We start from the raw sequence: 18,978 nt of genomic DNA on the forward strand, positions 1-18,978 counted from the left end.
TTTTTCTATACAGGTACAAATCACGCGCAAACAAAAACGCCGCTCGATTGAGCGGCGTTTTCGTTTAATTTGGAGCGGGAAACGAGACTCGAACTCGCGACCCCGACCTTGGCAAGGTCGTGCTCTACCAACTGAGCTATTCCCGCAAATGGCGTCCCCTAGGGGACTCGAACCCCTGTTACCGCCGTGAAAGGGCGGTGTCCTAGGCCACTAGACGAAGGGGACACGCTACCCGGAACACATGGTGTGTGTTTCGGTGTCCAGATCCGCATCCGAAGACTTGGTTCTGGTTTCACTCAGCCCTGCCCGAAAGCAACGCTGTTTAAAATTGGAGCGGGAAACGAGACTCGAACTCGCGACCCCGACCTTGGCAAGGTCGTGCTCTACCAACTGAGCTATTCCCGCATTGGCGTCCCCTAGGGGACTCGAACCCCTGTTACCGCCGTGAAAGGGCGGTGTCCTAGGCCACTAGACGAAGGGGACACACTACAACATTCACTCCCTGCTTCGTTTCGCTGTGTGCTTTACGCTGCAAGTGGCGCGCATTCTATGGATGGTTTGAGGGGTCGTCAACCCCCTGTTATAAATTTTTTTAAATCAATGACTTGGCCCTGCTTTTCAGCCCCTGCCCGGCTTTTCCGCCGTCCGGTGTTTGGCGCCTATATTCTGACACTCGCCAAGGCGTTATAGTCGGCGACCATGAGTGATGGCAATGTGCTAAACAAGTGCCAGCATTTAATTAAGCCACTCTACGGTCGATACAGGCATTACCACATTGATCCAACTCGTCGAGTGGCGCTAGGCGCTCAAATGCCAAGTCCATACACTCGCACGCGAACCCTATAGAAGAGGTCTTACCGGTGACACCACTCATGATCACCCTGCTCGTCGTAGCCGGGATCGCACTCTTGATCGCCATTGGCTATATCAACCATGTGGTGGAGAACAATAAGCTGGAAAGGGCCCGTACCAAGGTTGAACTCAACGATCGCCTGCGTCGTTGCGGAGAAATCACCGAAACCTTCCCGGGCCAGTTGATGACACCGGCGCTCAAGTTGCTGCTGACCCGCCTGGAATTGAATGTCTGCCAACGCCTGCTCAACCTCGAAAAAACCAGTTCCAACCTCAAGGCGCGGATTGTCGAGCTTGAAGCGTTGGTCGGCCAGGGCGAATCGATTCCGGTCAACAACCCGCCGGCACCGATCCAGACTGAAGCCAAGGCCAAGGATGTACGTTTCCTTCTTGAAGCCCTGCATGGCCAAATCACCCGCGCGGCACAGGACGGCTTCCTGCCGCCCAACGAAGCCAAACGCTGGATCCGTGAAGTGCGCCACATCCTGGTGCTGCTGCACATCGAGTTCTTCAACAACCTTGGCCAGCACGCCCTGCAACAGAATCAGCCAGGCCAGGCGCGCCTGGCGTTTGAACGCGGCGTGCAGTACCTGCGCAAACAGCAGGAGCCGCAGATCTACGCCGAACAGCTGGAGTACCTGGAAAAGCTCCTGGCCCGCGCCAACGACCAGGTCATGGACCGCATCGCCCCGGTGGAAGGCGAAGTGAACCAGTTGACCGAAGGCCTCAAGGACGTCGAGGCGGATGCGGACTGGAAGAAGAAAGTGATTTACGACTGATCATCGAGCGGAAACAGAAAAGCCACCGGGACCGGTGGCTTTTTTTTGCTCTGTGCAGGAGCGAGCTTGCTCGCGATGAACATCAGGGCGCCGCGTTTATGCTGCCTACCCCTCGTGATCGTTCGCGTCCATCGCGATCAAGCTCGCTCCTACAGGGTCCAGCGGTGTAGCTGTTAGAGCCTGAAATGCCCCACCATCCCCTTCAACTCAACCCCCAGCTGCGCCAGCTCGATACTCGACGCGGCATTGCCCTGCATCGCCAACGAAGACTGATCGGCACTGGCACGAATACTCGTGACACTGCGATTGATCTCTTCGGCCACCGAGCTCTGCTCTTCGGCAGCTGCGGCGATCTGCTGATTCATCTGCTGAATCAACGACACCGCCGCCGCAATGCTGCCCAACGCACTTTCGGTTTGCAGCGCATCGCTGACCGCCAGTTTCACCAGGTCGCCGCTGCTCTGGATTTGCTGCACTGAAGTCTGCGCCGCCGAGCGCAAGGCGCTGACCAGACGTTCGATTTCCTCGGTCGATTGCTGGGTCCGCTTGGCCAGTGCGCGCACTTCGTCAGCCACCACGGCAAAGCCCCTGCCCTGCTCACCGGCCCGGGCGGCTTCGATCGCCGCGTTGAGCGCCAGCAGATTGGTCTGTTCGGCCACGCTCTTGATCACGCCAAGCACCGTACCGATGTTCTGGATTTCCGCGCTCAGGCTTTCGATGCTCGAGCTGGCCGAGGTGGCCGAATCCGCCAGTTGTTCGATTCGCGCCATGCTCTGGCGCACCACAAGCTGACCACTCTCCACCTTGCCGTCCGCCGTCTGCGCCGCCACGGCAGCCTCCTCGGCGTTACGCGCGACATCATGCACAGTGGCGGTCATCTGATTCATCGCCGTGGCGACCTGCTCGGTTTCTTCCTTCTGGCTGCTGACTTCAAGATTGGTCTGTTCAGTCACCGCGGACAGCGATTGCGCAGAAGTGGCCAATTGTTCGATACCGGCCTGCAAGCCGCTGACGATATGGCTAAGTCCCGCGCCCATTTGCTGCATGGCCTGCATCAACTGGCCGATCTCGTCCCGACGGTTCACCTCGACCGTCCCGCTCAGATCCCCCGAGGCAATCTGCTGCGCCACGCGAATCACGCTACGCAGTGGCCCGACGATCAAGCGGGTAATCACCCAGGCGGCGATCAAGCCAACAAGCAACGCCAGCGCGGAAGAACCGATAATCATCAAGGAATTCTTTTTCAGCTCCGCCTGCATCGACTGGTCTTCGGCGACATAGGCCTGATCGACCCGCTCCATCACCTGGGCAGCGCGCTGGTGCAATTGCTGATAGACCGTCTTTTCCTGTTCCAACAAGCCGGTGTACTCGGTGAGCTTGTCGCTGAAACTGGCGATATGACCGGTCACTTCATTGAGTACGGTCTGATACCCCTCATCCTTGACCGTGGTTTTCAGTTGCTCGGCCTGAGCCAGCGCCTGGCTGGCCTGTTCGATCTTGCCCTGGCCCGCACTGTCGTCGCCCTTGCGGCTCTGATCCAGACGTACGCGCGCCTCGTTCATCGCTTGCAGCATCAACCGCGATACCTGGCTGACCTGACTGGCCTGCTCGATGAATTGAGCGCCGTCCTTGCCCTCGGAATCCTTCAGGGTATAAGTGCCGTCATCGGTCAGCCCGGACTGCAGCACATCGAGATTATTGGCCACGCTGGAGACCGACCAACTGGCCATTTCCAGCGCCAGGTCCTTGGCCTGGCTGAGCGAGACGAACTCATCGAATGCCTTGCGATAGGCGCCGAGTGACTGCTCGACATCGTTCATCACCGGCACGTTGGCGGCTGATCCCGCCTTGAGCTCGTTGGCCAGTGCAATCAAGCCATCGACGCCTTCGTGCAGGGCGTCGACGGTTTTCGGGTTGCCGTGCAAGGCATATTCCTGCTCCAGCAGGCGCACCTTCAGCAAACCGCTGTTGAGCGACGACATCTGCTTGAGCCCGTCGAAGCGTTGGCTGATGGTTTGCAGGGACCAGACGCCGATGGCCGCCACCAGGGCGGTCAACAACAGCACCAGCACAAACCCGACACCCATTTTTTTTGCCATACCCAGGTTGGCAAAACGTCCTTGCACGGCCGAAATCATTGGACCAGGTCCTCCGCCATTATTGATAGACGCAGATTCGCAACGGGCCTGTGGCAACACAAGGCTCTGGCGCCGGAATAATGGCAAAAAGCTACGCCCGCGTCGTTTTCAGAACGCTTGAGGTCGATCCGGAGTGGTGGCCTGAATAAATGCCCGTGCACGTGGATCAGCCGCGCAGGCCACATTGATGCGCAGCCAGTCGTTGACCGTACCGTCGGGACTGAAGGCAGTCGTCGATGACAACAGGATGCCGCAACGCCTGGCCTGTGCCCGCACCTGGGCGTAGTCCGCCATTCGTGATCGCGCCCACACAAACAAACCGCCTGCCGGCTTGCCGAACACTTCCCACTCGGCGTCTTCGAGCAACTGCAACAGCACCAGCCTGTCGTGGTTCAAGCGCTGTCGCTGACGCTGCACCAGCTTGCGGTAGGCGCCATTGGCCAACAGGCAAGCGAGCACCGATTCGCAAAATCCCGAGGCCCCCATACTGGTGATCATCTTGACCTCGGCCAGTCGCTCGATCGACTCGGCAGTGGCCACGACAAAGCCGACCCGCAAGGCGCTGCTGAGTGTCTTGGAGTAACTGCCGACGTAGATAACGTTGTCATCCAGCGCGGCGAGACGCTTGCCGTGACCACCATGCAGGTCCGCATAGACGTCGTCTTCAACCACCCTTACGTCGTGTTCCCTTGCCAGTTGCAGCACCTGTCTGGCGACCTCCGGCGTCAGGCAGGTTCCGGTGGGATTGTGATGAAAACTGTTGATGAAGAAGGCGCGTGGCCGGTCTTGCACAAACAGCGCTTCCAGGGTTGCGATGTCCGGCCCGAGCGGAGTGCGCGGCACCTCCCGCATGATGATGCCGTGCAGCCTGAGCAGTTCGAATAGCACGGGATAACCGGGGCTTTCAACCACGACGCAGTCGCCCGGTTTGAGCAATGCCCGCACGATAAGGTCGAGCCCCTGACTGGCCCCGGCAGTGGTCAGAATCCGGCTGTCCTCGACGTGGATATCCAGGGGTTTCAGGCACTTCAGAATCTGCTGGCGCAAACGGGGCAGGCCCAGTGCCGAGCTGTAGTTGAACAGGCCGGCCATGTCGGTGCGACTGACCTCTCGGATCGCATAAGCCAGATCATCCGACTCACGCCAGCTTTCGGGCAGGCTGCCGGCCCCCAATTGCAGCTCGCACGAGGAACGGCACGGATCGAATTCAGCGTCGCAAAGCGCGGCCGGCGCCGGAGCTGCCACGGTGTAACCGGCACGCTGGCGCGGCCCCAGTACACCCTGCGCGACCAGGCGTTCGCAGGCCTGGGCGACACAGAACTCGTTGAGCAAATTGATTCGCGCGATTGTCCGCACCGATGGTAGACGTGCGCCTGGCATCAATTGATTGCAACGGATCGCGCAAACCAGCGCGTCGACGATTTGCTGTACGACCGGCACCATGGCCTGTCGATCGATTCTCAACTCCATGAGCAAGCAAACTCCTGTTGGTTATGCGAAAACCAGTTAATCACAGGAGCGCCGGCCACGATGTGCGACAACGCAGCTAAAGCCTTTGCTTTTTACCCTTTGCAACATACAAAAAAACCTGTGGGAGCGAGCCGGCTCGCGAGACGGGTGTATCAGTCGACAACCCAGTTGTCTGACACACCGCTATCGCGAGCAGGCTCGCTCCCACAGGTTCAGTGTTGCTACAGAACTCAGAACGCGGTCACACCACCATCCACCGCCAACGAATGACCGGTGGTGAAGGCAGCACCGTCACTGCACAGGTACAGCACCGCACTGGCGATTTCCTCGACCTTGCCGATACGGCCCACCGGGTGCATGGCATTGGCGAACTCGCCTTTCTTCGGGTCGGCTTCATAGGCGCGACGGAACATGTCGGTATCGATCACCGCCGGGCACACCGCATTGACCCGGATCTTTTTCTTGGCATATTCGATGGCCGCCGATTTGGTCAGGCCGATCACCGCATGCTTGGAGGCTGCATAGATGCTCATCTTCGGCGCAGCCCCCAGGCCCGCCACCGACGCGGTGTTGACGATCGCGCCACCGCCCTGGGCCAGCAGCAACGGCAACTGGTACTTCATGCACAACCACACGCCCTTGACGTTTACGCCCATGATCGCGTCGAACTCGTCGACGGTGCCTTCCGCCAGCTTGCCCTTCTCGATTTCGATACCGGCATTGTTGAAGGCGTAATCGAGGCGCCCGTAGGTATTGACCACCTCTTCCATCAGATTTTTTACTTCACTCTCCACGGTGACGTTACAACGCACGAAGGTCGCTTCGCCGCCCGCTGTACGAATCAGCGCAACCGTCCCCTCGCCGCCCGCCGTGTCCATGTCAGCCACTACCACCTTCAGGCCTTCGGCGGCGAACGCCTGGGCCGTCGCGCGACCAATACCATTGGCGGCGCCCGTCACTACAGCGACCTGACCGGAAAACGTCATGCTCATCGTTATGTCCTCAAGGAAAAGTTGGCGAGGGTGATTGTTTTCGCAGTCTAGCCACAGCGTCCGCCGGCACGGCAGCACTATCAGAAGGCCGGTTGAGCGCCCATGAGTTGCAGTGATGGAACTCCCGTACCAACTATCACTGCACTGGATCGAACCGTATTCGCCGCATCAGCCAAACTTGCGGCCTCGTCGTTGAAGGACTATCTACAAGGCTTCATTCATCTTGAGTGCCTGACATGACTACCCAGACCAATCGCCAGTTCCTGCTCGCCAAACGACCAGTCGGCGCGGCTACCCGCGAGACGTTCACGTATCAGGAGGTACCGGTCGGCGAGCCGGCAGCGGGTCAGATCCTGGTCAAAAACGAATACCTGTCCCTGGACCCGGCCATGCGTGGCTGGATGAACGAGGGCAAGTCCTACATCCCGCCGGTGGGCCTGGGCGAAGTGATGCGCGCCTTGGGCGTAGGTAAAGTCGTGGCCTCGAACAACCCGGGCTTCGCGGTCGGGGACTACGTCAACGGGGCGTTGGGCGTGCAGGACTATTTCCTCGGTGAGCCACGAGGGTTCTACAAGGTCGATCCGAAACTGGCCCCTCTTCCACGTTACCTGTCCGCACTGGGCATGACCGGCATGACCGCCTACTTCGCCCTGCTCGATGTCGGCGCCCCCAAGGCGGGTGAAACTGTAGTGCTGTCGGGCGCAGCCGGCGCGGTGGGCAGCATTGCCGGGCAGATCGCCAAGATCAAGGGTTGCCGCGTAGTGGGCATTGCCGGTGGCGCGGACAAGTGCAAGTTCCTGATTGATGAGCTGGGTTTCGACGGCGTCATCGACTACAAGAACGAAGACGTCATCGCCGGCCTCAAGCGTGAATGCCCCAAAGGCGTCGACGTGTATTTCGATAACGTCGGCGGCGACATCCTCGACGCAGTACTGAGCCGCCTGAATATGAAGGCGCGGGTGGTGATCTGCGGCGCCATCAGCCAGTACAACAACAAGGAAGCGGTCAAGGGCCCGGCCAACTATCTGGCGCTGCTGGTCAACCGCGCGCGGATGGAAGGCTTTGTGGTGATGGACTACGCCGCACAATTCGCCGCCGCCGGGCAGGAAATGGCCGGCTGGATGGCCAAGGGGCAGCTCAAGAGCAAGGAAGACATCGTGGAAGGACTGGAGACGTTCCCGGAGACGCTGATGAAGTTGTTCAGCGGGGAGAATTTCGGGAAGTTGGTTCTGAAGGTCTAACCCAATAACCAATGTAGGAGCGAGCCTGCTCGCGATAGGGGTGTATCAGCCAACATTGATGTCGGCTGACACTCCCTCATCGCGAGCAGGCTCGCTCCCACAATGGGTATTTCAGTGTTTGATCAGGCCAGTTCGGCCACTACATCGGCCAATGCCTTGGCCGGATCCGCCGCCTGGCTGATCGGACGGCCAATCACCAGATAGTCGGAACCGGCTTCCAGCGCCTGACGCGGAGTCAGGATGCGGCGTTGGTCGTCCTGGGCACTGCCCGCCGGACGGATCCCCGGAGTGACCAGTTGCAGCGACGGGTGCGCCGACTTCAGGGCCTGGGCTTCCAGGGCCGAGCACACCAGACCGTCCATCCCGGCTTTTTCCGCCAGGGCTGCCAGGCGCAGCACTTGCTCCTGCGGCTCGATATCCAGACCGATACCCGCCAGATCCTCACGTTCCATGCTGGTCAGCACAGTCACACCGATCAGCAACGGCTGCGGGCCGCTGCGCTTGTCCAGCACTTCACGGCACGCCGCCATCATGCGCAGGCCACCGGAGCAGTGCACGTTGACCATCCACACGCCCATTTCCGCGGCGGCCTTGACGGCCATGGCAGTGGTGTTGGGGATATCGTGGAACTTGAGGTCCAGGAACACTTCGAAACCCTTGTCACGCAGGGTGCCGACGATTTCCGAGGCACAGCTGGTGAACAATTCCTTGCCGACTTTGACCCGGCACAGTTTCGGGTCCAACTGATCGGCCAGCTTCAGTGCGGCGTCACGGGTGGGGAAATCCAGGGCGACGATGATAGGAGTCTGGCAGGCGGACATGAGCGGGCTCTCAGGCAAGTCGAAATCGGCGCGCATTGTAGCGGAACCGGCGCCGCTGCGGGACCCGATGATCGGTAAATCATCGAGAACGCTCAGCCAAGACTAGCTTTTGCGGCAATTGTGTCGAGCAAGATACATTACAGACACGTCCACAACACCCTCGCCCGCTACCCTCCCCAGCCGCAACACGTCCTGATACAGCACTTTGCGCCCGCAGGCCGGGCGCCTATGCTGGAACCACCACCTCGCGGCCTATCTTTGTGGTTGGCAGCCAACCTGACAGATGAACGCACGCATGCACAACATCCACGCACCTGTGAACGACGAACAAAAAGCACCCGGCGACGACAAACGCTGGAGCATTCGCGCCTTGATCGTCGACGATGACGTCCCGATCCGTGAATTGATGATCGACTACCTGGCCCGGTTCAACATCCACGCCAGCGGTGTCACCGATGGCGCCGCCATGCGCCAGGCACTGCAGGCGGAGCATTTCGACGTGGTGGTGCTGGACCTGATGCTGCCCGGCGAAGACGGGCTGTCGCTGTGCCGCTGGCTGCGCGCAGAGTCCGATATCCCGATCCTGATGCTCACGGCCCGCTGCGAACCCACCGACCGGATCATCGGCCTGGAACTGGGCGCCGACGATTACATGGCCAAGCCATTCGAGCCCCGGGAGCTGGTGGCACGTATCCAGACCATCCTGCGCCGCGTGCGGGACGACCGCAGCGAACAACGGGCGAACATTCGTTTCGACAACTGGCGACTCAACAGCGTGCTGCGCCAGTTGATTGCCGCCGATGGCCTGGTGGTGCCGCTGTCCAACGCCGAGTTCCGCCTGCTCTGGGTTTTCATCGAACGTCCGCGCCGTGTCCTGAGCCGCGAACAGTTGCTGGACGCCGCCCGTGGTCGCTCGATCGAAGCCTTTGATCGCAGCATCGACTTGCTGGTGTCGCGACTGCGGCAAAAACTCGGGGATGATCCGAAAGCACCGCAACTGATCAAAACCGTGCGCGGTGAAGGCTACCTGTTCGACGCTAGAGACATCGGCTGATGCGCGGGCGCTTCGATACGCTGTTCGGCCGCCTGTTTGGCGTGCTGCTGATCGCGATTATCCTGGCGCACCTGCTGGCCTTTGCCTGGTTTCGCCATTACGGCCCACCGCCCCCTCCGCCTCCACCACCGGCCTTTTCCGAAGGCTTCGACGGTCAGCGCCCACCGCCGGACCCGCGTTTCGCCAATCGGCCACCCCGGCCGTGGTTTGGCGGGCCGCTGGTGCCGCTGACCTTCCAATTGATCTCGCTGATCATCGCTGCCTGGTACGGCGCCAAGTTGCTGAGCCGGCCCATCCAGCGCCTGAGCGACGCCGCCGAGCGCCTGAGCGAGGACCTCAACAGTGCGCCGCTGGAAGAGTCCGGCCCTCGCGAGGCGCGACAAGCGGCGCACACGTTCAACAAAATGCAGCGGCGCATCATCGAGCAGGTCAAGCAGCGCTCGCGGATGCTGGGCGCGGTATCCCATGACCTGCGCACGCCGCTGTCGCGGCTCAAACTGCGGCTGGAACAGATCGACGACGACAAGTTGCAGGGCCAGATGCGCCAGGATCTGGACGACATGATCAGCATGCTCGACGCCACCCTCACCTACCTGCACGAACAGCGCACCAGCGAAGCGCCGCAGTTAATGGATGTGCAGGCATTGGTGGAGTCCTTGAGCGAAAACGCCCAGGACCAGGGCGCCGATGTCCAGGCCAGCGGCCACTGTGCGCCGCTGCAGGTTCAGCCGATGGCGTTGCGTTCCTGCGTCAACAACCTGCTGGACAACGCCTTGCGGTATGCCGGCCAGGCATCGATCACCCTGGAGGATCATCGTGATCATCTGTTGATCAGGGTCATCGACCGTGGGCCGGGAATCGCGGCGGAGCAACGCGAAGCGGTGTTTGAACCCTTCTTCCGCCTGGAAGGTTCACGCAATCGCAATTCCGGCGGCGTCGGCCTGGGCATGACCATCGCCCGCGAGGCGGCGCAGCGGCTGGGTGGGCAATTGAGCCTGGAGGAAACCCCGGGGGGCGGGTTGACTGCGGTTATCCGTCTACCACGCATTTGAATACCCCACGCCCCCTGTGGGAGCGGGCTTGCCCGCGATAGCGTCGTGTCAGTCAACATCACAGTTGAATGGAACTCCGTCATCGCGGGCAAGCCCGCTCCCACAGGGTTTGGGGTGAATCGCTGAATCAGCGCTTGCGCAGAATCACGCTACCAATCGAATAACCGGCACCGAACGAGCTGAGTACCGCCAGCGAGCCGGCCGGCAGGTCGTCCTGGTTTTTGTGGAAGGCGATCACGGAACCGGCGGAGCTGGTGTTGGCGTAGGTGTCGAGAATCACCGGGGCTTCCTGCTCGGTGGCGTCGCGACCCAGCAGTTTCTTGACGATCAGGTGGTTCATGCTGAGGTTGGCCTGGTGCAGCCAGAAGCGCTTCACGTCGCTGACGTTGAGCTGGTTCTCTTCCAGATGCGCACCGATCAGCTCGGCCACCATCGGGCAGACTTCCTTGAACACCTTGCGGCCTTCCTGCACGAACAGCTTGTCCTTGGCGCCAATGCCCTCTTCCGCGGCGCGGTTGAGGAAGCCGAAGTTGTTGCGGATGTTGTTGGAGAACTTGGTCAGCAGTTTGGTGCTGACGATGTCGAACTGGAACTTGGACGTCGCTTGGTCGGCGCGCTCGATGATGACCGCAGTGGCAGCGTCACCGAAGATGAAATGGCTGTCGCGGTCGCGGAAATTCAGGTGACCGGTGCAGACTTCCGGGTTGACCATCAGGATCGCCCGGGCCTGGCCCAGCTGGACGCTATTGGCGGCGGCCTGGATACCGAAAGTCGCCGAGGAGCACGCCACGTTCATGTCAAAACCGAAACCCTGGATGCCCAGCGCTTCCTGAACTTCGATGGCAATCGCCGGGTAGGCGCGCTGCAGGTTGGAGCAGGCGACGATCACCCCGTCGATGTCCGCGGCGGTCTTGCCGGCGCGCTGCAAGGCTTGCTCGGCAGCGCCGATGGCCATCTGGCAAAGCACCGACCATTCGTCGTTGGAACGCTCCGGCAGGCGCGGGGCCATGCGTTGCGGGTCGAGGATGCCGTCCTTGTCCATGACAAAGCGGCTCTTGATGCCGGAGGCTTTTTCGATGAACGCAGCACTGGATTCGGTCAGCGCCTCGACTTCACCACGGGCGATGGCGTCAGCGTTATCGGCGTTGAATTGCGCCACGTAGGTATTGAAAGACTGCACCAGCTCTTCGTTGGAGATGCTGTTGGCTGGGGTGTAAAGGCCGGTGCCGCTGATGACGACGTTATGCATGGTCGTGTCTCTAATCTGTTCAGGCAGAAAGCATTGGCACCGACGTACCAATACATAAAGGGTCTATTCCCATCCTGGGGACGCAAAACTGGCATCGCTTTATTCCGACGCGCAACATGACCAAAGGCTCTGGGTCGCGAAATCGGCGGTTATGGTCGCGAAGTTTGCCATAAACGTCAGCTTTTGGCGCCTTTTGCTGGCGTACTGGCTTACTGACACCTGCCGACTCAACTGTGGGAGCGAGCCTGCTCGCGATGGAAGCAAGAACACCGCGGGGTGTCAGGCATCCCGCGTTATCGTTGACGACCATCGCGAGCATGCTCGCTCCTACAGGGTCTATGGCTCTACCTGCGTCCACTGCTTGCTCAGGCGCTTATCGGAGATCGGTACCTTGGTCCCCAACTGCTGGGCGAACAATGAAACCCGGTACTCCTCCAGCCACCAGCGATACAACTCCAGCTGCGGATCGCGCTTGCCTTCCTGGGCGTGCTTGCTGGCGCGGGTCTGGTATTGGGTCCAGAGATTGGCCAATTCGCCACTCCATACCCGATCCTTCTGCACCTGGGATCCGAGCTTTTCAAAACGTTGTTCGATGGCCTTGAGGTAACGCGGCAATTCCTTGAGCCATTGCATCGGCGTTTCCCGGACAAAGCCCGGATACACCAGCTGGCTGAGCTGCTGCTTGATATCGTTCAGGGCCACGGCTTGCGCCAGGTCGATCTTGCCCTTGAAGCGCTTTTGCAGGCCATGCCAGAGCTTGAGGATTTCCAGAGTCAGCTTCGCCACACGTTCGGCGTGCTCGGTCCAGGCCCCGCGCTTGCGTTCGGCCAGCGACGCCAGCCCCGCACCATCTCGGGGCAACGGGTCTTCGCCGTCGAGAATGCAGCTGTCGAGGCTGGCCAGCAGGATATCTTCCACCAGCGCATCGACGCGCCCCATGTCGCGGTACAGCAGGCCCAGCTCGGTCAGGCCCGGCAACTTGCCGCGCAGGAACTTCGCCGGCTCTGCCAGCTGTTGCAGCAGCAGGCGCTGCAACGCGCGACGGTGCTGGAACTCGGCCTCGGCCGGCGTCGAGAAACGCCCTTCCTTGACCGTGCCAGCTTCTTCCACCAGCGCCGGATAGACCGTCATCGACAGGCCGGCGATCTTCTGCTGGGTTTTCTCGGCCACCGCGGCGAACACCTTCGGCTCCACCGGTTGCTGGCTTTTTGCGGTCTGCGGCACGGCCAACGCCGCCTGACTGGCTTCGGCAAAACGCGCAGTCAGCTCGGCCAGGTCGCGACCTTCGCCGAGGAACTTGCCCTGGCCATCGACGATTTCCAGGTTCATGCGCAGATGGCTTTCCACCTGTTGCGCCGCTTCCGCCCAGGCTTCGTCGCTGACCCGTGCGCCGGTCATGCGCAACAGCTCGCGGCCCAACGCCTGGGGCAACGAACCCTCGGCGAAGGTCATGCGCTGCAAGGCGGCCTTGACGAAGTCCGGCACCGGCACGAAGTTCTTGCGCAGGGCCTTGGGCAGGTTGCGCACCAGGGCAATGCACTTGGCTTCAATGACACCCGGCACCAGCCATTCCAGGCGTTCCGGCGGCAGCATCGGCAACAGAGGGGCCGGTACGCGCAAGGTCACGCCGTCGCGCGGATGGTTGGGCTCGAAGTGGTAACTCAAGGCCAATTCCAGATCACCGATGTGCAGGGTGTCCGGGTAATGCTGGGCGGTGACTTCGCTCGCTTCGCGCGCCAGCACGTCTTCTTCGCGCATGATCAGCAGCTGCGGGTCTTTCTGGCTGTTGACCCGATACCAGCTGTCGAAGGTCGCGGTCTGGTGGATCTCCGCCGGCAGCCGGGCGTCGTAGAAGGCGAACAGGGTTTCTTCGTCGGCGAGAATGTCACGCCGGCGGGCCTTGGCCTCCAGCTCGTCGAGCTGCTCCAGCAACCGTGCATTGGCCGCAAGACACTTGGCCTTCGACTGGATCTCGCCGCGCACCAGCCCTTCGCGGATAAACAATTCCCGGGACACCACCGGGTCGACCGGGCCGTAATGCACCGGCCGGCGACCGACCACGATCAGCCCGAACAGGGTGATCTGCTCGTAGGCCACTACCTGGCCGCGCTTCTTCTCCCAATGGGGTTCGAAGTGGTTCTTCTTGATCAGGTGCCCGGCCAGCGGTTCGATCCAGTCGGCGTCGATCTTGGCCACCATCCGCGCATAAAGCTTGGTGGTTTCCACCAGTTCGGCGGTCATCAACCACTGCGGGCGTTTCTTGCCGATGCCCGACGAAGGGTGAATCCAGAAACGCCGCTGACGGGCGCCCAGATAGTCACCGTCTTCGGTTTTCTGGCCGATCTGGCTGAGCAGCCCCACCAGCACCGCCTTGTGCAGTTTCGGGTAGTCCGCCGGCTCTTTGTTGAGGCTCAGCTGCATGTCGCGGCAGATCAGGCTCAACTGGCGATGGGAGTCGCGCCATTCGCGCAGGCGAAGGTAATTGAGGAAATTCTTGCGGCACCAGTTGCGCAGTGGATTGGCGGTCAGCGCCTGGCGCTGCTCTTCGAAGCCGCGCCACAGATTGACCAGCCCGGCGAAGTCCGAGTCGGCGTCTTTCCATTGCGCGTGGGCCTGGTCCGCCGCTTGCTGGCGCTCCGGCGGCCGCTCGCGCGGGTCCTGGATCGACATGGCGCTGGCGACGATCAGCACTTCCTGCAAGCTACCCAGCTTCGCCGCTTCCAGCAACATGCGGCCCATGCGCGGGTCCACCGGCAAGCGCGCCAGCTGCCGGCCAAGCGGCGTCAGCTGGCTGTTGCGGTCCACCGCAGAAAGCTCTTGCAGCAGGTTGAAACCGTCACTGATCGCCTTGCCATCCGGCGGCTCGATGAACGGGAACGCAGTGATCTCGCCCAGGCGCAGATGCAGCATCTGCAAGATGACCGCCGCGAGGTTGGTACGCAGGATTTCCGGATCGGTAAATTCCGGGCGGGCCAGGAAATCCTCTTCGCTATACAGGCGCACGCAAATGCCCGGCTCGACCCGTCCGCAACGGCCCTTGCGCTGGTTGGCGCTGGCCTGGGAAACCGCTTCGATAGGCAAGCGCTGGACCTTGGCGCGATAGCTGTAGCGGCTGATGCGCGCGGTGCCGCTGTCGATCACGTAGCGGATGCCCGGCACGGTCAGCGAGGTTTCCGCAACGTTGGTCGCCAGCACCACGCGACGCCCCGGGTGCGACTGGAAAATCCGCTGCTGTTCGGCCGGCGACAACCGGGCGTACAGCGGCAGGATCTCGGTGTGCTTGAGCTGCGCCTTGCGCAGCATGTCGGCGGCGTCGCGAATCTCGCGCTCACCGGGCAGGAACACCAGCACGTCGCCGGGACTGCGGCGTTCACTGCGTTCGTACGCGGCGATTTCGTCGAGGGTGGCGAGAATCGCCTGATCCACGGTCAGGTCGTCCTCGACCCGGTTGCCCTCTTCGTCCTGCTCAAGGGTCAGCGGGCGATACCAGGTTTCCACCGGGAAGGTGCGGCCGGAGACCTCGACAATCGGCGCGTCATCGAAATGTTTGGAGAAGCGCTCCAGATCGATGGTCGCCGAGGTGATGATGACTTTCAGGTCCGGACGGCGCGGCAGCAGGGTTTTCAGGTAACCCAGCAGGAAGTCGATGTTGAGGCTGCGTTCGTGGGCTTCGTCGACGATGATCGTGTCGTAGCGTTCCAGGAAGCGGTCATTCTGGGTTTCCGCCAGCAGGATGCCGTCGGTCATCAACTTGATCAGGGTGTTGGCGTCGCTCTGATCCTCGAAGCGCACCTGATAGCCGACCAGCGCGCCCAACGGCGTGCCCAGTTCCTCGGCGACCCGGCTGGCCACGCTGCGCGCGGCAATACGCCGTGGCTGGGTGTGGCCGATCAGGCCATGCTGGCCGCGACCGATTTCCAGGCAGATCTTCGGCAACTGGGTGGTTTTACCCGAACCGGTTTCGCCGGCGATGATCAGCACCTGATGCTTTTCCAGCGCCTTCTTGATTTCGTCGCGCTTGGCAGCGATCGGCAGGCTGTCGTCGTAACGAATCACCGGCAGGCTGGCCTTGCGCGCCAGCACCTGATCACAGGACGCCTGCATCCGCGCCACCCACTGGGCCAGCTTGGCCTCGTCGGGTTTCTTGCGCAGCTCAAGCAACTGCCGCCGCAACCGGTGACGGTCGGCGAGCATGGCGTGATCGAGGTTTTTCAGCAGTTTGTCGATGGAGGGCGATTCGTCGGTCATCGGGTACGCAATTCGGTCGTGTAGTGGCGCAAGGTTGCGGATTGTCGCAGATTTTACGGCCGCTGCGCGGCCGATCGCGAGCAGGCTCGCTCCCACAGTGGATCTATGGCGACCCTAAAATCGGTGGCACCACGGTCAAATGTGGGAGCGAGCCTGCTCGCGATGGCGTCAGTCCTGGCCCCTGCGTCGATACGGGAACACATCAATCACTTTCCCCGCTCGAATCGCTTCTTGCAGGCTTTTCCAGTAATCGGCGTTGTACAACTCGCCATGCAACCGGTCGAACAACTTGCGCTGCCCCGAATCAGCAAACAGAAACGGCGGAAACTCTTCCGGGAACACGTCCAGCGGCCCGATCGAGTACCAGGGTTCGGAAGCCATTTCGTCTTCGGGCGTGCGCGGCGGCGGGATGTGGCGGAAGTTGGCTTCGGTGAGGAAGCAGATTTCGTCGTAGTCGTAGAACACCACCCGGCCGTGACGGGTGACGCCAAAGTTCTTCAGCAGCATGTCGCCGGGAAAGATGTTCGCCGCCGCCAGTTGCTTGATCGCCAGGCCGTAATCATCCAGCGCCTCGCGCACCTGCGCCTCGTTGGCGTTTTCCAGGTACAGGTTCAACGGCGTCATGCGCCGCTCGGTCCAGCAGTGGCGGATCAGCACCGTGTCGCCTTCCACCGACACCGTGGACGGCGCGACTTCCAGCAGCTCTTCCAGGCACGCCGGGTCGAATTTGCCCAGCGGGAAACGGAAGTCGGCGAATTCCTGGGTATCGGCCATGCGCCCGACACGGTCGACGCTTTTCACCAGCCGATACTTCTCGATCACCGTGGCGCGATCGACGTTTTTCGACGGCGAGAAACGGTCCTTGATGATTTTGAATACGGTGTTGAACCCCGGCAGGGTGAACACGCTCATCACCATGCCGCGCACGCCGGGGGCCATGATGAACTGGTCGTCGGTGTTGGCCAGGTGATTGATCAGCGCCCGGTAGAACTCCGACTTGCCGTGTTTGTAGAAGCCGATCGAGGTGTACAGCTCGGCGATGTGCTTGCCCGGCAGGATGCGCTTGAGAAAACCGATGAACTCCGCCGGCACCGGCACATCCACCATGAAATACGAACGGGTGAACGAGAAGATGATCGACACGTCGGCTTCGTCGGTGATCAACGCATCGATCTGGATGCCGCGACCTTCCAGGTGCAGCAGCGGAATTGCCAGCGGCCACTGTTCGTCGGCGGTGTAGATGCGCCCCACCAGGTACGCGCCCTTGTTGCGGTAAAGCACCGAGGAAAACAGCTCGACGCTCAGTTCCGGGTCCTTGCACACCCAGTCCGGCAGGTTCTCGCGCAACTGCGCTTCGAGGCGCTGCAGGTCGCCGGGCAGATCGGCGTATTCCTCGCTGAAGCGGTAATCGGCAAAGATGCTGGCGAGCATGCCCGACAGCTGGCCCTGGGGTTTGTAGGTGCGGGTTTGCGCGGCCCGGGCGCGGCGCAGGCTCGGCCGGGTGGTGTGGATGAACATGCAGCCGTCGCTGATCAGGTCGTGGCTGAACAGCCCGCAGAAAATCGAGTTGTACCAGGTCTCCGACAGTTCATCGTCGAAACGCAGGTCGATGAGTTTGATGTAGGCGCTCTTGACCAGCGGCCAGCAGCTGACGTCCAGCGTGTCGTCGTCGAAGGCGATGTGCAGGCGCTGCACCGTTTCGCCGACTTTCTCTTCATACAGATTGATCCGTGCCGCCGATGCCGATTGCGTGTCCTGCCACCGGGCCTGTTCGAAACGGGCCCGGGCACCGTCGGTGATCTGGCGGAAATGCTCGCGGTAATCGTCAAAGCCGTCGAGGATCAAACGGGCGATGTCGGCGGCTGGCCAATTCTGCGGCATGGTGAGACCTCTGCGGGAATTCGGGAGCCCTGAGCTTAGCCAGTGAAGCGGGTGCAGGAGAAGTGTAATTTTCCGTTGCCGCGTCATCGCCGCCCTGCAGAGTTAAATGCCCGTTTTCCGGTTGCCATCGATCAGGCGCTCGGCAACACTCTCGTCCCGATCAAGCCAGGAGCGTGCCGTGAACCCCGTCGATCTTTTCCGATTACTGTCGCTGGCGGCCATTTGGGGTGCGAGTTTCCTGTTCATGCGCATCATCGCCCCGGTGATTGGCACAGTCCCCACTGCGTTCTTCCGCGTGTCCATCGCTGCCGTCGGGCTGCTGGTGATTCTCGGGCTGATGCGCGTGCGCTGGGATTTCAAGGGCAAGCTGAAGACCGTGATGCTGCTCGGGGTGATCAACTCCGGGGCTCCCGCGACCCTGTATTCGGTGGCCGCACAGGTGCTGCCCGCCGGTTACTCGGCGATCTTCAACGCAACCACACCCTTGATGGGGGTGCTGATCGGCGGTCTGTTCTTCCATGAACGGCTCTCCGCCGCCAAGCTCGGCGGGGTGTTCCTGGGGTTGCTGGGCGTCGGCATCCTGACCCGCGCCGGTCCCGTGGCCTTTGATTGGGAACTGTTGATGGGCGCCCTCGCCTGCCTGCTGGCCACCACTTGCTATGGCTTCGCCGGCTTCCTTGCGCGCCGCTGGCTCGATCAGGCCGGTGGCCTCGACAGTCGCCTGTCGGCGCTGGGCAGCATGCTCGGGGCGACCCTGTTCGTCTTGCCGCTGTTCGGCTACAGCGTGATCACCCAGCCACCGGCCAGCTGGGGTGGCTGGAACGTCTGGTTGTCCTTGTTGGGGTTGGGACTGGTATGCACGGCGTTTGCGTACATCATTTACTTCCGCCTGTTGAGCTCGGTCGGCCCGGTGAAGTCGATGACCACGACCTTTCTGATCCCGCCGTTCGGGGTGTTGTGGGGGGCGTTGTTTCTGGATGAACCGCTTTCGATGGCGCACATCTATGGCGGGGTGTTGATTGCGGCGGCGTTGTGGCTGGTGTTGAAGCCGGCGGTGAAGAAGTCTGTCGAGGTGGCCGCCAGATAGCCTTGTGGCGTTTCTGAGGACGCCTTCGCGAGCAGGCTCGCTCCCACAGTGATCGGCGTCGTACACATATTCTGTGTTCGGCGCTAAACCTGTGGGAGCGAGCCTGCTCGCGAT

General features: G+C 61.4%; 12 protein-coding genes, 4 tRNA genes and 1 pseudogene. 5 read left to right on the plus strand and 12 right to left on the minus strand.

Annotated features, from left to right (window positions below):
• Positions 1 to 70: 70 nt before the first annotated feature.
• From ABTV29_RS23815 to ABTV29_RS23830, 4 genes are all read right to left on the minus strand, one after another.
• A tRNA-Gly gene (locus ABTV29_RS23815) sits at positions 71 to 146 on the minus strand.
• A gap of 3 nt (positions 147 to 149) precedes the next feature.
• Positions 150 to 225, minus strand: a tRNA-Glu gene (locus ABTV29_RS23820).
• 104 nt (positions 226 to 329) lie between these two features.
• Positions 330 to 405: transfer RNA gene (locus ABTV29_RS23825), tRNA-Gly, on the minus strand.
• Between the two features lie 2 nt (positions 406 to 407).
• Positions 408 to 483, minus strand: a tRNA-Glu gene (locus tag ABTV29_RS23830).
• Between the two features lie 389 nt (positions 484 to 872).
• Between ABTV29_RS23830 and ABTV29_RS23835 the strand changes: the two genes are divergently transcribed.
• Positions 873 to 1,631 carry a hypothetical protein gene (locus ABTV29_RS23835; RefSeq protein WP_433767079.1) on the plus strand — a complete coding sequence of 253 codons (759 nt, stop codon included), beginning with the start codon at positions 873 to 875 and terminating at the stop codon, positions 1,629 to 1,631.
• Between the two features lie 173 nt (positions 1,632 to 1,804).
• Here ABTV29_RS23835 and ABTV29_RS23840 read toward each other — a convergent pair whose 3' ends face one another.
• The 4 genes and pseudogenes from ABTV29_RS23840 to ABTV29_RS23855 all read right to left on the minus strand — a co-directional run bounded on the left by ABTV29_RS23840 (position 1,805) and on the right by ABTV29_RS23855 (position 6,231).
• On the minus strand, positions 1,805 to 2,686 hold the full coding sequence (locus tag ABTV29_RS23840) for a methyl-accepting chemotaxis protein (RefSeq protein ID WP_433771993.1): 882 nt from the start codon (positions 2,684 to 2,686) through the stop codon (positions 1,805 to 1,807).
• Between the two features lie 27 nt (positions 2,687 to 2,713).
• Positions 2,714 to 3,769, minus strand: a pseudogene (locus ABTV29_RS23845) (methyl-accepting chemotaxis protein); the annotation flags it as partial.
• A gap of 108 nt (positions 3,770 to 3,877) precedes the next feature.
• A complete protein-coding gene (locus ABTV29_RS23850; protein ID WP_433767080.1) occupies positions 3,878 to 5,239 on the minus strand; it encodes a PLP-dependent aminotransferase family protein in 1,362 nt (453 codons plus the stop codon).
• 230 nt (positions 5,240 to 5,469) lie between these two features.
• Positions 5,470 to 6,231 (minus strand): SDR family oxidoreductase, encoded by a 762-nt coding sequence (locus ABTV29_RS23855; protein ID WP_433767081.1) that lies wholly within the window; start codon positions 6,229 to 6,231, stop codon positions 5,470 to 5,472.
• A gap of 236 nt (positions 6,232 to 6,467) precedes the next feature.
• On the opposite strand from ABTV29_RS23855, the gene ABTV29_RS23860 reads away from it, so the two are divergent.
• The gene (locus ABTV29_RS23860; protein WP_433767082.1) at positions 6,468 to 7,472 is read left to right on the plus strand and encodes an NADP-dependent oxidoreductase; all 1,005 of its coding nucleotides are present in this window, start codon (positions 6,468 to 6,470) and stop codon (positions 7,470 to 7,472) included.
• Between the two features lie 122 nt (positions 7,473 to 7,594).
• Here ABTV29_RS23860 and pyrF read toward each other — a convergent pair whose 3' ends face one another.
• Entirely contained in the window at positions 7,595 to 8,293 is a 699-nt protein-coding gene (gene pyrF / locus ABTV29_RS23865; protein WP_175389663.1) for an orotidine-5'-phosphate decarboxylase, read from the minus strand.
• A gap of 295 nt (positions 8,294 to 8,588) precedes the next feature.
• On the opposite strand from pyrF, the gene ABTV29_RS23870 reads away from it, so the two are divergent.
• A complete protein-coding gene (locus tag ABTV29_RS23870; protein WP_433767083.1) occupies positions 8,589 to 9,347 on the plus strand; it encodes a response regulator in 759 nt (252 codons plus the stop codon).
• Positions 9,347 to 10,399, plus strand: a complete 1,053-nt coding sequence (locus ABTV29_RS23875; RefSeq protein WP_433767084.1) for a sensor histidine kinase — start codon at positions 9,347 to 9,349, stop codon at positions 10,397 to 10,399. Before ABTV29_RS23870 ends, ABTV29_RS23875 begins: the two co-directional genes overlap by 1 nt.
• A gap of 127 nt (positions 10,400 to 10,526) precedes the next feature.
• Here the strand turns inward: ABTV29_RS23875 and ABTV29_RS23880 are convergent, their stop codons facing one another.
• The 3 genes from ABTV29_RS23880 to aceK form a co-directional block, all read right to left on the minus strand.
• Positions 10,527 to 11,648: a beta-ketoacyl-ACP synthase III gene (locus ABTV29_RS23880; RefSeq protein ID WP_433767085.1), complete on the minus strand. Its 1,122-nt coding sequence runs from the start codon at positions 11,646 to 11,648 to the stop codon at positions 10,527 to 10,529.
• 336 nt (positions 11,649 to 11,984) lie between these two features.
• Positions 11,985 to 15,896: an ATP-dependent RNA helicase HrpA gene (gene hrpA / locus ABTV29_RS23885; RefSeq protein WP_433767086.1), complete on the minus strand. Its 3,912-nt coding sequence runs from the start codon at positions 15,894 to 15,896 to the stop codon at positions 11,985 to 11,987.
• Positions 15,897 to 16,064: 168 nt separating this feature from the next.
• Positions 16,065 to 17,777, minus strand: coding sequence for a bifunctional isocitrate dehydrogenase kinase/phosphatase (gene aceK / locus ABTV29_RS23890; protein ID WP_433767087.1), 1,713 nt, complete (start codon positions 17,775 to 17,777; stop codon positions 16,065 to 16,067).
• Between the two features lie 178 nt (positions 17,778 to 17,955).
• On the opposite strand from aceK, the gene ABTV29_RS23895 reads away from it, so the two are divergent.
• The gene (locus tag ABTV29_RS23895; RefSeq protein ID WP_433767088.1) at positions 17,956 to 18,864 is read left to right on the plus strand and encodes a DMT family transporter; all 909 of its coding nucleotides are present in this window, start codon (positions 17,956 to 17,958) and stop codon (positions 18,862 to 18,864) included.
• Positions 18,865 to 18,978: the final 114 nt, after the last annotated feature.

The organism is Pseudomonas putida (assembly GCF_050989985.1).
Lineage (GTDB): Bacteria > Pseudomonadota > Gammaproteobacteria > Pseudomonadales > Pseudomonadaceae > Aquipseudomonas > Aquipseudomonas putida_AI.